The organism is Brevundimonas vesicularis (assembly GCF_900445985.1).
Taxonomy (GTDB): domain Bacteria; phylum Pseudomonadota; class Alphaproteobacteria; order Caulobacterales; family Caulobacteraceae; genus Brevundimonas; species Brevundimonas vesicularis_D.
On record NZ_UAQP01000014.1, the window covers coordinates 468,531 to 481,305 of the forward strand.

Sequence of the window (12,775 nt, forward strand, 5' to 3'; positions counted from 1 at the left end):
TGTAAGAGCCGCCGCCATGCCGTTCACCGCCACCGTCCTGACCATGTTTCCCGAGGCCTTTCCGGGCCCGCTCGGGGTGTCGCTGATTGGCACGGCCTGGCGCGAGAAGGGCTTGTGGAGCCTGGAAACGGTTGACATTCGCGCCTTTTCCACAGATACGCGCGGCTTCCTGGACGACACCCCTGCGGGTGGCGGCCCGGGAGCTGTGCTGAAGGCGGACGTGGTGGCTCGGGCGGTGGATAGCCTGCCGGGACCGAAACGGCCGCTTTTGTACATGAGCGCCAGGGGTCGACCCCTGACCCAGGCGCGCGTCAAGGAATGGGCGAAAGCCGACGGGATCGTCGTGCTATGCGGTCGTTTCGAGGGGGTGGATCAGCGGGTGCTGGACGCACGCGGGTTCGAGGAGGTCTCGGTCGGAGACGCGGTTCTCGCCGGCGGCGAGGCGGCGGCGATGGTCGCGATCGAGGCGTGCGTAAGACTGATCCCCGGCGTGCTCGGCTCAGGCGACAGCCTGTCGTCCGAAAGCTTCGAGGATGGGCTCCTGGAACACCCGCAGTACACGCGACCGCGGACGTTCGAGGGGCTTGAGATACCCGAGGTGCTGCTGTCGGGCGATCACAAGAAGATCGCGGGATGGCGTGAGGCGCAGCGGGCGACGACTACGCGGGAGCGGCGGCCGGACCTCTGGCAAGCGCATCTCGCCAACTCACAGCTAAAGGGCGCAAAGCCCGAGGAGAAATGACATGAACATCGTTCAGCAGCTGGACGCCGAAGAAAAAGCCCGCGTCCTGGGCGAACGCAAGATCCCGGAATTCCAGCCCGGCGACACCCTGCGCGTCAACGTGAAGATCAAGGAAGGCGAGCGCGAACGCGTTCAGGCCTTCGAAGGCGTCTGCATCGCCCGTGACGGCGGCGGCATCAGCGAAACCTTCACGGTCCGCAAGATCTCGTTCGGTGAAGGCGTCGAGCGCCGCTTCCCCATCCTGTCGCCGAACATCGAGTCGATCGAAGTGAAGCGCCGCGGCGTCGTGCGTCGCGCCAAGCTCTATTATCTGCGCGATCGTCGCGGCAAGTCGGCCCGTATCGCCGAGCGCCAGACGGTTCGTCCCGCCAAGGGCGTCGTCGTTCCGGAAACCGGTTCGGCCGCCAAGACCGAAGAAGCCTAGTTTCAGGCCAAATGACCAAATGACGAAGGCCCCGGCGGTGACGCCGGGGCCTTTTTCTATTCCGTCAGTCCGGGATTACTGCGGGAACAAGGGGTTGGCCGCGTCGCGCTGACCTTCCAGGCTGTGTTTCAGGGCTTCCATCTGCTCATGTTCGGTCTTCACCGCCGCATAGGCCCGCCGGATCGTCTCGCGCGTGGTGGCGGAAATGCCGGTGTCTTCCAGCGCCTTCTCATATTTGTTGGCGATGAACCCCTCGCCCGAATTGATCGATCCGACGACGGAATCGTCGTTTCTCAGCAGGGCATGTTTGATGTCCTGAAACGCGCGGTGCGCCTTGGCCAGAATCGATCCATCGGACTCCGGATCGCCGCCCAGACCGCGCACGGCGGCCGACAGGTCGTCGACGACCTGCTGGCGTTCGCTGCTGCGGCGCTCGAACAGGGTGCGGTAGTGCGGGTCTTGCGTCTGTTCGGCGGCTTCGCGATAGCCGTCCGCGCTGTCCAGCGTCGTTTCGATCAGGCCGTTCAGAACCTTGATGTCGTGGGCGTTGGGATTGCTCATCTCGTCCATTCCTTCCGCTGTTGCGGTCAGACGGCGAAATGGCCTGGCGCGGCGAAGGTTGCCGCCTGCGACATCAAAGTTTGGTGCGAAGCGACCACAGTTCGGGGAAGCAGCGCTTGGTCAGGGTCGAGGCCAGATAGGCGGCGCCTTCCGTTCCGCCCGTGCCGCGACGCCGACCGATGATGCGTTCGACCGTGACGACATGCTTGTGCCGCCAGGTCAGAAGGGCGTCGTCCAGATCGACCAGCTTCTCGGCCAACTGATAAAGGACCCACCACCGTTCCGTGTCGCGATAGACCTCCAGCCAGGCCGCTTCGACGGCTTCGGACGGCGCATAGGGCTGGGTCACGTCGCGGTTCAGCACCTCGGCGGGCACCGGCAGACCGGCCTTGGCCAGTTGAGCCAGGGCGTCATCGTAAAGGCTGGGCGCGGCGATGGCGGCCTGCAGCGCGGCCAGGGCCTCGGGACGGTCTTCGTGGAACTTCAGGAAGCTGGCGTCCTTCAGGCCCAGCATGGCCTCGAAACGTCGGAACTGGTCGCTCTGGAAGCCGGACGATGACCCCAACGACCCTCGGAACCGCAGATAGTCCGACGGCGTCATCGTCGACAGAATGTCCCAGCTGTGGGTCATCACGGCCTGGATGCGGCTCACGCGCGCCAGGCTCTTGTAGGCCGGGACCAGATCGCCGGCGCGCACCATCGACTGGGCCAGGGCCGTCTCATGCAGGATCTGCTTGAGCCACAGTTCCTTGGTCTGATGGATGACGACGAACAACATTTCGTCGTGCTGGTCCGACAGTGGGTGCTGCGTCAAAAGCAGGTCGTCCAACGCCAGATAGCCGGCGTAGGTGATGTCGCTGGATTGGGTCATGCCCGCCTATCGCCCGCGATGGCGGGCGGTGCAAGCTTGGCGCCGGCCCTTAATGCTGGCCTTGGGCCGAGACGTTGGCGGCGATCTGACGGCCGGCGTCGAAGGCGTCGCGGGCGCCTTTGTAGATAAAGCCGTAGGTCGGATAGACCGTCGTGCCCAGATCGTTGATCGGATTGTACCAGACCTTGACCTGCGACCAGTCGTTGGAGGGCGAGACGTCGACGACGGTGACGTTCTCTTCGACCTTGCCGCGGCTGCCGCCCCAGTTGGCGTGGGTCACGCGCACGACGCGGTCGGTCAGGATGTCGGAGACGACGGCGACGTGGCCCCGGCTCATGCGGCCCTCGGGGCGGAAGACCAGAACCGAGCCGGTTTCCGGGGCCTTGCCGGTGCGGAAGTTGGCGGCGGCCTGACGCCACCAGGTCCAGGCGTCGCCGAAGATATTGATACCGGAGAACATGCGCGCGAAGGTCACGCACTGCCAATAGGGCTCATCAGCCTTTGCGGTGGAGGGAACGGCGCCCAGCGCAAAAAAACCGAGGGTCGCCGCAACCGCGGCGGCTTTGAGCCGTTTCGACATGCTTGGGGTATCCCGACCCGCCTTTGGAAGCGCCCTTTAGGCCACGGGATCACGCCCTGTCGCAAGTTGTTTCGGCATATCGCCGTGCTTCATATTTCCTTCTGAAACCTTGTCGTGACGCTTGGCGCGCTTGTCGGCAATATCCCTCAGAGCCTTACGCGCTGGGCGTTCGACGAGATGATAGGAGACGGCGGCAACGACAGGCAGCAGGGCTAAAATCGCCAACCACACGAAAATTTGAAGCTGTTTGTCCGGCGCGTCGAACAGTTTGGCGGCCAGACCGACCGCCAAAAGCTTCCACGGCACGCAGACCATATAGACCGAATAGCTGATCTCGCCGAGGTAGACGGCGGGTTTGGAGGCCAGCCATCGTGCGCGCGCGTTGGGCAGCGACGCCAGTGACACGATCAGGGCGCCGGCCAGCAGAACCGTGACGCCGTCCCAGAGTCCGAGCGCGGCGCTGAGCACCATCAGGCCGAACGAGGCGGCAGCGCACAGCCACGGCGCCTTCAACGGCGCGCGGCGATAAACGAGATAGAGGGCGCAGCCCAGGGCGAAGCACGGCACGATCCTGAGCGCGCCCCAGCGGATCGTCGCCTCGGTCAAGGCGAACCCGGCCAGTTGCTCGAACGCGAAATAGAGGATGACGAGGAAGGCCGCAGCCCCGACCACCGCCGCGATCGGCCGATGACGCAGGCGCCAGAAGACGAAGGCGAACAGCGGGAAGCAGAGGTAGGCGAACCACTCCGCAGAAATGGACCAGGACGGATGGTTCCAGCCCGCGACCGGCGCCAGCCCCCAGGCGTGAACCATGAAGAGGTTGGCGGGCAGCGAGGCCCAGCTCAGCACATTGGCGTCCACGCTCATGCCGGCGAACAGGGCGGCGGCGGCCAGAAGCCCCACGCCGATCAGGGTGGCGATATGCAGCGGATAGACGCGCGCGATCCGCGCCCACAGGAAGCCGCGGTACGAGAACCGCTTCTCGCCCGCCGCCGCCAGATAGACGTGGCTGAGGATGAAGCCGGACAGGACGAAGAACAGCTCGACTCCTAGATAGCCCTTGGCGACGAGGCCCGACTGACCCGCGCCCGCCAGGTTCTCCCAGAAGCTGTAGACGGCGACCCACATGGCGGCGCCGAAGCGCAGGGCGGTGATGGGGCGAAGATCGGCGGGCGTCTGGACGGGGGTCATGGTCTCACCTTGGCACGTCAGCCTTTTCGAACCATGAAGGCCCGCAAAGGTTGTGCCCAGACGACCCTACCCTGCCCACACCCCGTGGAAGCCGGCCGGCAGGGCCACGTCCGCCTGCCAGGTCGCAACCGGGCCGTCCTCGATCCTCGCCACATCAAAGACGTGCAGTTCCGTCCGCCCGTCCTTCAGATTGACCGACGGTCCGACCAGCCAGGCGTCGCGTTCCGCCGTCGCGCCGGGCTTGGGCACGAAGACCGCCTCCTCGACCACCTGATGCACGCCGAACTCGAAGGCGTGCGAGCGACCGCTGTCCCAATCGTGGACCGCCAGTCCCGTCGGCAGCGGACGGCCGCGAGTCTCGCCAGAGGTATGGGCGGTCACGCTGCGCTTCAGCCCCGCACGACGCGGGTCCGCTTTGGGGAACTCGCCCACGACATCGCTATAGGTGACGTCGGCGCGGCCATCTGGACGCAGGGTGATCAGAGCCAGTTTTGCCGGATCGCCCGGAACGACCCCATGTCCATCCACCAGAACCCGCGCGCCATCGACGGCGAAGCGCGGATCGCCGCTGACGGGCACATCGAAACGGATCGTGCCGTCGCGCTCGGCCCAGGCGTCGCCCAGGTGGAAGTGGAAGAAGCCCGGCAACTCATAAAGGCGGCGTTTGCTCAGGTCGTCCTTGTCCAACACCAGAACCTGCGTCCCCATCTCGGGTCGCCAGGCCAGGCCGGACGTCACGGGCATGGCGCGGGTTTCGAACATCCAGGGCTGAAGCACCAGGATCACGTGCCGGTCGGTGGCGGTGAAATCGTGCATGTAGCTGGCGCGCGGCAGGGGCACGACCTGGGCGTCGCTCAGACTGCGATCCGGGCGCAGATGCCAGACAACAGCTTGGCTGCCGGCTGACCCCACGTTCCAGATCGAGCCGTCGGGGGCGTAGCGCGGGTGGGCCTGGAACGGCATGCCTTTCAAATCATCACGCAGGGTGACGAAGTTTCGCGTCGACAGATCCGACGCCGACAGGGCCAGGGGCGATCCCCCTTCCCACAGCGCCCAGATCTGATCGCCGGCGACCATGACGGCGGTGTTGGCGGCGTTGGCGTCGTCGTTCGAGCCGATGCGGGCGCGCGCGTCGCCCTTGGTGCCGAAGCCCGGCGTGACCACGGCGTCCAGCTCCGTTTCGGTGCGGCGCTTGGGCGTGTCGGCGAACCGCGCCTCCAGCGTCGCCTGGCCGTCCTGGATGCGGAAGGCGCGCATCATGCCGTCGCCGTCGAACCAGTGGGTCGCCGACCCGCCCGGCCGCCGGAACTTGGCGGGTCCGTTGCGATAAAGCGCGCCCTGCAACTCCGCCGGCGCCCGGCCGTGGACCAGGCGCATCGTTTGGCGCGCGATGTCGCCTTCGACGTCCTGGGTCGCCAGCGCCCAGTCGGCCTTCGTCGCGGCGACAGCGTCCAGAGCGGCGGCGGCGCGCACCATTTCGGGCGTAGCGACCGCGGCCGAGAGGGCGGCGGCGCCCATCAGGAAGGAACGGCGGGAGGGGGTCATGATCCGGCTCCGGCTTTCGTCGCTTACTTCAGGTCGATCGACTGGGTCGTGGCGCCGGCGGCGGCGAACTTGGCGCGGTCCCACGAGGCCGGCCCCATATTGCCGACGGCGTTGTTGGAGAAGGCGAAGGGCTCGACCGGCATGCCGAAGGGATTGGTGTTCATCTTGCCGTCGCCGTTCAGGTCGTGGAAGGCGCGCACCGCATAGTCGCCGTCGGGCAGACCGTCGAAGGTGACGCTGGTCTGGCCGCCGGCGGCATCCAGCATGGCGACCTGGGCCGGCTGGCCCTCGCCGCCATAGTTGGCCTCGCTGTTGAAGACGGCCACCATGATCTGGCCTTGGGGCGCCGCGCTCGGGAAGGCGACGGTCAGGTCGGCGGCGAAGGCGGGCGCTGCCGCCAGGGCGGCGGCGAGAGCGAGGACGGGAGCGATGGCGGCGACAGTCTTCATGACGGCGTATCCTGTGTCAGGGAGAGGACCGACGACCGGCCCTCGATGACCAGACCGTGCCGCCATCCCCTGCCCTTCGCCACCGCGCTTGCGGCGATGCACGGTCGCCGTTCGCGAATGAACAGGCATGGGCGTTGGCGAAGCGCGAACGCACACCGCCTAACGCGTCATGTCGGGCCTGCAAAAGAAAAGGCCCGGAACCTGAGTTCCGGGCCTTGGTCTCTTCGTGCTCGCGACAGGAACTAGTCCAGCGTGCGCTTGATCTCTTCGACCGTGAAGCACTCGATGTAGTCGCCTTCCTTGATGTCTTGGAAGCCCTGGAACTGCATGCCGCACTCCTGGCCCGAAGGCACCTCGTTGACCTCGTCCTTGAAGCGCTTGAGCGTGTTGAGCACGCCCAATTCCAGCACCACCACGTCGTCGCGGATGATGCGGACGCGCGCGCCCTTGCGCACGACGCCTTCGGTGACGCGGCAGCCGGCGATCTTGCCGATCTTGGAGATGTCGAAGACCTGAAGCACCTGGGCGTTGCCCAGGAAGGTTTCGCGTTGCAGCGGCGCCAGCATGCCCGAAAGCACACCCTTCATGTCGTCCAGCAGGTCGTAGATGATCGAGTAGTAGCGGATCTCGACCCCTTCACGCTCGGCCAGGTCACGCGCCTGTTTCGAGGCGCGGACGTTGAAGCCGAGGATCGGCGCGCCGGCCGACTTGGCCAGGTTGACGTCGCTCTCGGTGATGCCGCCGGCGCCGGAATAGACGATCCGGGCGCGAACCTCGTCGTTGCCCATCTTCTCCAGCGAGGCCGAGATGGCTTCGCCCGAGCCCTGCACGTCGGCCTTGATGACCACCGGCAGTTCGCTGATCTTCTTGGAGCCGAGCTTGGCCATCATGTCGACCAGCGACACCGAGCCGCCCGAGACCTGGGCCTTCTCGCGCTTCACCCGCTGACGGTATTCGGTCAGCTCGCGAGCGCGGGCCTCGGAATCCACCACGGCGAAGACGTCGCCGGGCGACGGCGCCTCGTCCAGGCCGAGGATCTCGACCGGAACGGACGGACCGGCTTCGGTCAGCTGCTCGTTGCGCTCGTTCAGCAGGGCGCGAACCTTGCCCCACGAACCGCCGGCGACGACGATGTCGCCGCGCTTCAGCGTGCCGCGCTTGACTAGCACGGTGCCGACCGGACCGCGACCCTTGTCCAGCTTGGCCTCGATGACCACGCCCTCGGCCGAACGATCGGCGTTGGCGCGCAAATCCATGACCTCGGCCTGGATCAGGATGGCTTCCAGCAGGCCGTCGAGGTTCATCCGCTCCTTGGCCGAGACCTCGATGATCTGGGTCTCGCCACCCAGGCTTTCGGCGATGACTTCGTACTGCAGCAGCTCGTTGACGACCTTCTGCGACGTCGCGCCGGGCTTATCCATCTTGTTGACCGCCACGATCAGGGGCGCGTTGGCCGCCTTGGCGTGTTGGATGGCTTCGATGGTCTGCGGCATGACGCCGTCGTCGGCGGCGACGACCAGAACCACGATGTCGGTCACATTGGCGCCGCGCGCCCGCATGGCCGAGAAGGCGGCGTGGCCCGGGGTGTCCAGGAAGGTGACCTTCTGGTCGTCCGGCAGGCGGACCTGATAGGCGCCGATGTGCTGGGTGATGCCGCCGGCTTCGCCGCCGGCGACGTCGGTCGTGCGCAGGGCGTCGAGCAGCGAGGTCTTGCCGTGGTCGACGTGGCCCATGATGGCCACGACCGGCGCGCGGGTGTCGGAGGCGTCCGCATCGTCGGCCTCGCCCAGGAAGCCGGTTTCGATGTCGGATTCCGAGACGCGCTTGACGGCCATGCCGAACTCTTCGGCCACCAGTTCGGCGGTGTCGGAATCGATCACGTCGTTGATCTTCATCATCAGGCCCTGCTTCATCAGGAACTTGATGATGTCGACGCCGCGCACGGCCATCCGGTTGGACAGCTCCTGCACGGTGATGACGTCGGGAATGACGACTTCACGCGGACGGTTGGGCGCATCGGTCGAGCCGCCTTTGCGCTTTTCCTTCTCGCGTTCGCGAGCACGGCGGACCGAGGCCAGCGAGCGCATGCGTTCGGCGGCGTCGCCGTCGCCGACCACGGACTGGATGGTCATGCGGCCTTCACGGCGCTTGGGCTCGCCGCGCGTGCGGCTGACCGCCTTGCCGGCGTCGGAGAAACGCTTCTCGCGATCGTCGTCACGACCGGCCGGACGACCAAAGCCGGCGCCGGGCGCACGGGCCGGACGCAGAACATTGGCCTCGGCCGGCGGGGCGTTCGGGGCGGCGCGACCGCCAGGGCCGGTGCGAGGACCGCCAGGACGCGCGGCGCCGGGTGCCGGCCGCGGGTTCAGAGCCGAATAGCGGACGGGCTCGGCGGGCTTGGCGCCTTGCGGACGCTGGCCGCCAGGGCCGGAACGCGCGCCCTGCGGACGATCGCCTTGCGGGCGATCACTCTGCGGGCGGTCCGAATAGGCGCGATCGCCGCCACCCATCGCCTGCTCGCGGGCCGAACGGCCGCCGAAGGCCGGACGCTCGGGCGCAGCGCGTTGGGGATTGCCGGGCTTGGGCACGCGCTGGCCGAAGTTGACCACCGGGCGGGCCGGAGCGGCCGGACGGGCGGGAGCGGGTGTCGGAGCCGGCGCGGCGGGCGCGGGGGTCGGCGCAGCGGCGACCGGCGCGGCCGGCTTGGGCGCGGGCTTGGCCGGGGCGGCAGGCGCAGCCGCCGTCAGTTTGGCGGCCTCGGCGCGAGCGGCTTCAGCGGCGGCCTTGGCGGCGGCGGCCTCGTCGCGAGCGGCCTGGGCGGCGCGCTCGGTGGCGGCGGCCTGTTCGCGGGCGGCGGCGTCTGCCGCGGCCTTGGCGGCGGCTTCAGCTGCGGCCTTGGCGGCATTGGCCTGCGTGGCCAGGGCGATGGCGCGACGGCGCGCTTCCTGCTCCTCGGCCGACAGGGCGCCGCCGGCGGGTTGCGACGGACGCGGACCTTGCGGACGCGGCGCCTGAGCGGCCTGTTGAGGACGTGCGACGTCGAAGCCCTGCGGACGTTGCGGCCCGCCGGCGCCGGCGCGGCGCTTGGTCTCGACCACCACCGTCTTGGATCGGCCATGGCTGAAGCTCTGCTTCACGGTGCCGGTCGGCACCGATCCCACAACGCGCGGCTTCAGGCTCAGCGGAGCGCGCGGCCCCGTCTGAGACGGGGTGCCGCCCGTGTTGCCCTGGCCTTGGTTGGTCTTGTCGTTTTCGTCGCTCATCCGGTCGCTTTACTCGGGGCGGAAAGGCCCGCCGTCCTCATCTAATACCCATGAACGACCGTGAGCCCGTCTCCGCCCTTGGAGACAGGCCCTCGGCCGCTAAAATCCTCAGCTCGCCCCTGTCGGGGGTGCTCCCGCCGATCCGTCCTCGACACTGGAAACGTCCCAGTGAGGGGGGCGAAGCGGCCGAAATCCAGCCAGTCGTTCGACCTCGATGGTCCACCGATCGGCGCGTCCGCCCGCAAGCAGGACGGCGTGTATCGCATTTTCCAGCCCAAGGGCCAAACTCAAATCGTCCGCCGTGAACGCGCCGCAGATCTTGGCGGTCTGATGACGGGCCAGGGCGAGGATTTTTCCGCGCCCGTCGGCCGAGCCATCGGCGGCTTCCAGCACCCAGGCGGCCTTGCCCGCACGCAGGCTCGCCGCGGTTTTCTCGAAGCCGGATATAAGAACGCCTTCGCGCCGGGCAAGGCCCAGCTGGTCGAGACAGCGCCTTGCCAGCAGCCGTTCGACGACATCGGCCAAGTTGGCCGGGGCGGTCAATTTGGTCTTGGCCGCGCGGGTGAAGCCGTTCTTCTTGACCGCCGCCTCGACCGAGGCGCGGCTGGCTTCGACCCACAGGCCGCGTCCGGGCAGCTTCCTGCCCAGGTCGGGAACCACTTGGCCATCGGGCCCGGCGACGAAACGGATCAGGCGAGATTCGTCCATGACCTCGTGAGAGACGAGGTCCCGGCGTTCCCTATCGATCGTTGCGTCGCGCAAGCTCATATGTGGCCAGGTCTCCCATCACGCGTTCGACGGTTCGGCGTCGGACTCTTCGCCCTCGGCCGCGTCGTCTTCGGCGGGCGCGTCGCCGAACACCTGGTCCGGATCGTATTCGCCCTCGGCGTAATCGCCCTCTTCTTCGTACTCTTCCGGCTCGGGCTGCGGCAGTTCCGAAGCGTCGATCCAGCCGGCGGCGACGCGGGCCTGCAGGATCAGCAGCTCGGCGTCTTCCTGCGCCAGGTTGAAGCTTTCAAGCACGCCGGGGACCTTCACCCGCTCGCCGTTCTTGACTTCATAGCCGCCGCGGATTTCGTCGGTGGCCAGGTCGGCCAGATCCTCGACCGTCTTCACGCCGCCTTCACCCAGGGCGACCGCCATGGCCAAGGTCACGCCCGGCACCTGAAGCACGCCGTCTTCGACGCCCAGTTCGACGCGCTTGGCGTCCAGCTCGGCAGCCTTCTTGTCCAAATATTCGCGGGCGCGGGCCTGAAGCTCTTCAGCGGTTTCTTCGTCGAAGCCTTCGATCTCGGAGACTTCGTACGGATCGACATAGGCCAGATCTTCGACCGTGGCGAACCCTTCGGTGACCAGCAGCTGGGCGATGACTTCATCGACGTCCAGGGCTTCCTGGAACAGGCCGGTGCGCTCGGCGAACTCGCGCTGACGACGCTCGGAGTCCTGAGCCTCGGTGATGATATCGATCTGCCAGCCGGTCAGCTGCGAGGCCAGGCGGACGTTCTGGCCGCGACGGCCGATGGCCAGCGACAGCTGCTCGTCCGGCACGACCACTTCGACGCGGCCGGCTTCTTCGTCCAGCACGACCTTGGAGACTTCGGCGGGCGCCAAGGCGTTGACGATGAAGGTCGGCTCGTCCGGATTCCACTGGATGATGTCGATCTTTTCGCCCTGCAGTTCGGCGACCACCGCCTGCACGCGCGAACCGCGCATGCCGACGCAGGCGCCGACGGGGTCGATGGAGCTGTCGTTCGACAGGACGGCCATCTTGGCGCGCGAGCCCGAGTCACGGGCGGCGGCGCGAATCTCGATCACGCCGTCATAGACTTCAGGCACTTCCTGGGCGAACAGCTTGGCCATGAAGCCGGGGTGGGCGCGCGACAGCATGACCTGCGGGCCCTTGGCCTCGGGGCGGACGTCGTAGATGTAGGTGCGGATGCGGTCGCCGATGTTGAACACTTCGCGCGGGATGGACTGATCGCGGCGCATGACGCCTTCGCCCCGGCCCAGGTCGACGATGGTGTTGCCGTATTCGACGCGCTTGACCGTACCGTTGACGATCTCGCCGACGCGATCCTTGAACTCTTCGTACTGGTTGGCGCGCTCGGCCTCGCGGACCTTTCCGGTCACGACCTGGCGAGCCATCTGGGTCTGCACCCGACCGAACTCGAACGGCGGCAGGTTCTCGACGTATTCCTTGCCGACCACCGCCTCCGGATCGCGCTTGGAGGCGTCTTTCAGGCGCACCATGGCGCTGTCGTTGAACTCTTCCAGCTCGTCTTCCGGCATCCAGTCGTCCTCGACGATGGTGACGTGACGGGTCAGCGACAGTTCGCCGGTCTTGTGGTCGATCTTGGCGCGGATGTCGTGGTGCGCGCCGTAGCGCGACTTGGCGCCCTTCTGGATCGCTTCTTCGATCGCTTCGATAACGATCTCGCGCTCGATGTTCTTCTCGCGAGCGACGGCGTCGGCGATCTGCAGCAGTTCGAGGCGGTTGGCGGAAATACCGGTGACGGCCATCAGGCGTTGTCCTCAGAAGGGGTCGTGGTGTCGGTTGTCAAGTCGGAGACTTCCCCTTCGGGAAGGCCGTCGTCTTCAGGTTCGCCGCGTGCGGCGCGAATGGCGGCGCCCCGTTTCATCAGGGCGTCGGTCAGGACCAGCTTCGCGTCGCTTAGCCAATCGAAGGGGATCAGGGCGGTGTCGTCCTCGCCGTCCAGGTCGATCAGGACGTTGCCGTCTTCATAGCCGGCCAGCACGCCCTTGAACCGCTTGCGGCCCTCGATCATCCGGTCGGTTTCCAGACGCGCCTCCTCGCCCTCGAACAGGTCGAAGTCGATGGGACGGGTCAGGGGACGGTCGATGCCGGGCGACGACACCTCCAGCATATATTCGCCGGGGATGGGATCGGCGGCGTCGAAGACTTCCGACACCGCGCGGCTCAGCTTGGCGCATTGTTCGACCGAGATGTCGTGGTCGGATGGCCGCTCGGCCATGATCTGAAGGCGCTGGCGCTTGGAGCCCGTCATCAGGCGCACGCGCACGACATCCAGACCCAACGACTCCGCGATGGGGTCGATCAGGTCCAGCAGCTGGCGATCCTGGGCGGTTCTTGCGCGCAAGCGACGACTATCCAAAACAAAAGCGGCGGT

The 12,775-nt window shown here is 67.0% G+C and carries 12 protein-coding genes; 2 read left to right on the top strand and 10 right to left on the bottom strand.

Going from position 1 to position 12,775, the window contains the following annotated elements:
• The first annotated feature begins 16 nt into the window (after positions 1–16).
• Both trmD and rplS read left to right on the top strand, forming a co-directional pair.
• Positions 17–742 (top strand): tRNA (guanosine(37)-N1)-methyltransferase TrmD, encoded by a 726-nt coding sequence (gene trmD / locus DT343_RS11360; protein WP_017505018.1) that lies wholly within the window; start codon positions 17–19, stop codon positions 740–742.
• Between the two features lies 1 nt (position 743).
• Positions 744–1,166 carry a 50S ribosomal protein L19 gene (rplS, locus tag DT343_RS11365; protein ID WP_017505017.1) on the top strand — a complete coding sequence of 141 codons (423 nt, stop codon included), beginning with the start codon at positions 744–746 and terminating at the stop codon, positions 1,164–1,166.
• A gap of 75 nt (positions 1,167–1,241) precedes the next feature.
• On the opposite strand, the gene DT343_RS11370 is transcribed toward rplS, so the two are convergent.
• From DT343_RS11370 to rimP, 10 genes are all read right to left on the bottom strand, one after another.
• Positions 1,242–1,727: a PA2169 family four-helix-bundle protein gene (locus tag DT343_RS11370; RefSeq protein ID WP_112863792.1), complete on the bottom strand. Its 486-nt coding sequence runs from the start codon at positions 1,725–1,727 to the stop codon at positions 1,242–1,244.
• Between the two features lie 73 nt (positions 1,728–1,800).
• Positions 1,801–2,598, bottom strand: a complete 798-nt coding sequence (locus DT343_RS11375; protein ID WP_112862985.1) for a tryptophan 2,3-dioxygenase — start codon at positions 2,596–2,598, stop codon at positions 1,801–1,803.
• Between the two features lie 49 nt (positions 2,599–2,647).
• Positions 2,648–3,178 (bottom strand): CHAP domain-containing protein, encoded by a 531-nt coding sequence (locus DT343_RS11380; RefSeq protein ID WP_055809437.1) that lies wholly within the window; start codon positions 3,176–3,178, stop codon positions 2,648–2,650.
• Between the two features lie 36 nt (positions 3,179–3,214).
• Positions 3,215–4,369 carry an acyltransferase family protein gene (locus DT343_RS11385; protein WP_112862986.1) on the bottom strand — a complete coding sequence of 385 codons (1,155 nt, stop codon included), beginning with the start codon at positions 4,367–4,369 and terminating at the stop codon, positions 3,215–3,217.
• Positions 4,370–4,435: 66 nt separating this feature from the next.
• Complete coding sequence (locus DT343_RS11390) at positions 4,436–5,914, bottom strand: carotenoid oxygenase family protein (protein WP_112862987.1); 1,479 nt, start codon at positions 5,912–5,914, stop codon at positions 4,436–4,438.
• A gap of 23 nt (positions 5,915–5,937) precedes the next feature.
• Positions 5,938–6,363 carry a DUF2141 domain-containing protein gene (locus DT343_RS11395; RefSeq protein ID WP_112862988.1) on the bottom strand — a complete coding sequence of 142 codons (426 nt, stop codon included), beginning with the start codon at positions 6,361–6,363 and terminating at the stop codon, positions 5,938–5,940.
• A gap of 242 nt (positions 6,364–6,605) precedes the next feature.
• Entirely contained in the window at positions 6,606–9,626 is a 3,021-nt protein-coding gene (gene infB, locus DT343_RS11400; RefSeq protein ID WP_112862989.1) for a translation initiation factor IF-2, read from the bottom strand.
• 108 nt (positions 9,627–9,734) lie between these two features.
• The gene (locus tag DT343_RS11405) at positions 9,735–10,394 is read right to left on the bottom strand and encodes an RNA-binding protein (RefSeq protein WP_112862990.1); all 660 of its coding nucleotides are present in this window, start codon (positions 10,392–10,394) and stop codon (positions 9,735–9,737) included.
• Between the two features lie 18 nt (positions 10,395–10,412).
• Positions 10,413–12,146, bottom strand: a complete 1,734-nt coding sequence (nusA, locus tag DT343_RS11410; protein WP_112862991.1) for a transcription termination factor NusA — start codon at positions 12,144–12,146, stop codon at positions 10,413–10,415.
• Positions 12,146–12,745: a ribosome maturation factor RimP gene (rimP, locus tag DT343_RS11415; RefSeq protein WP_112862992.1), complete on the bottom strand. Its 600-nt coding sequence runs from the start codon at positions 12,743–12,745 to the stop codon at positions 12,146–12,148. The genes nusA and rimP overlap by 1 nt, the downstream gene beginning before the upstream one ends.
• Positions 12,746–12,775: the final 30 nt, after the last annotated feature.

What these genes read in the sequence shown, in the direction of transcription:
- trmD (WP_017505018.1), top strand. Translation starts at nt 17, where the DNA reads ATGCCGTTCACCGCCACCGTCCTGACCATGTTTCCCGAGGCCTTTCCG.
- rplS (WP_017505017.1), top strand. Translation starts at nt 744, where the DNA reads ATGAACATCGTTCAGCAGCTGGACGCCGAAGAAAAAGCCCGCGTCCTG.
- DT343_RS11370 (WP_112863792.1), bottom strand. Translation starts at nt 1,727, where the DNA reads ATGAGCAATCCCAACGCCCACGACATCAAGGTTCTGAACGGCCTGATC.
- DT343_RS11375 (WP_112862985.1), bottom strand. Translation starts at nt 2,598, where the DNA reads ATGACCCAATCCAGCGACATCACCTACGCCGGCTATCTGGCGTTGGAC.
- DT343_RS11380 (WP_055809437.1), bottom strand. Translation starts at nt 3,178, where the DNA reads ATGTCGAAACGGCTCAAAGCCGCCGCGGTTGCGGCGACCCTCGGTTTT.
- DT343_RS11385 (WP_112862986.1), bottom strand. Translation starts at nt 4,369, where the DNA reads ATGACCCCCGTCCAGACGCCCGCCGATCTTCGCCCCATCACCGCCCTG.
- DT343_RS11390 (WP_112862987.1), bottom strand. Translation starts at nt 5,914, where the DNA reads ATGACCCCCTCCCGCCGTTCCTTCCTGATGGGCGCCGCCGCCCTCTCG.
- DT343_RS11395 (WP_112862988.1), bottom strand. Translation starts at nt 6,363, where the DNA reads ATGAAGACTGTCGCCGCCATCGCTCCCGTCCTCGCTCTCGCCGCCGCC.
- infB (WP_112862989.1), bottom strand. Translation starts at nt 9,626, where the DNA reads ATGAGCGACGAAAACGACAAGACCAACCAAGGCCAGGGCAACACGGGC.
- DT343_RS11405 (WP_112862990.1), bottom strand. Translation starts at nt 10,394, where the DNA reads ATGAGCTTGCGCGACGCAACGATCGATAGGGAACGCCGGGACCTCGTC.
- nusA (WP_112862991.1), bottom strand. Translation starts at nt 12,146, where the DNA reads ATGGCCGTCACCGGTATTTCCGCCAACCGCCTCGAACTGCTGCAGATC.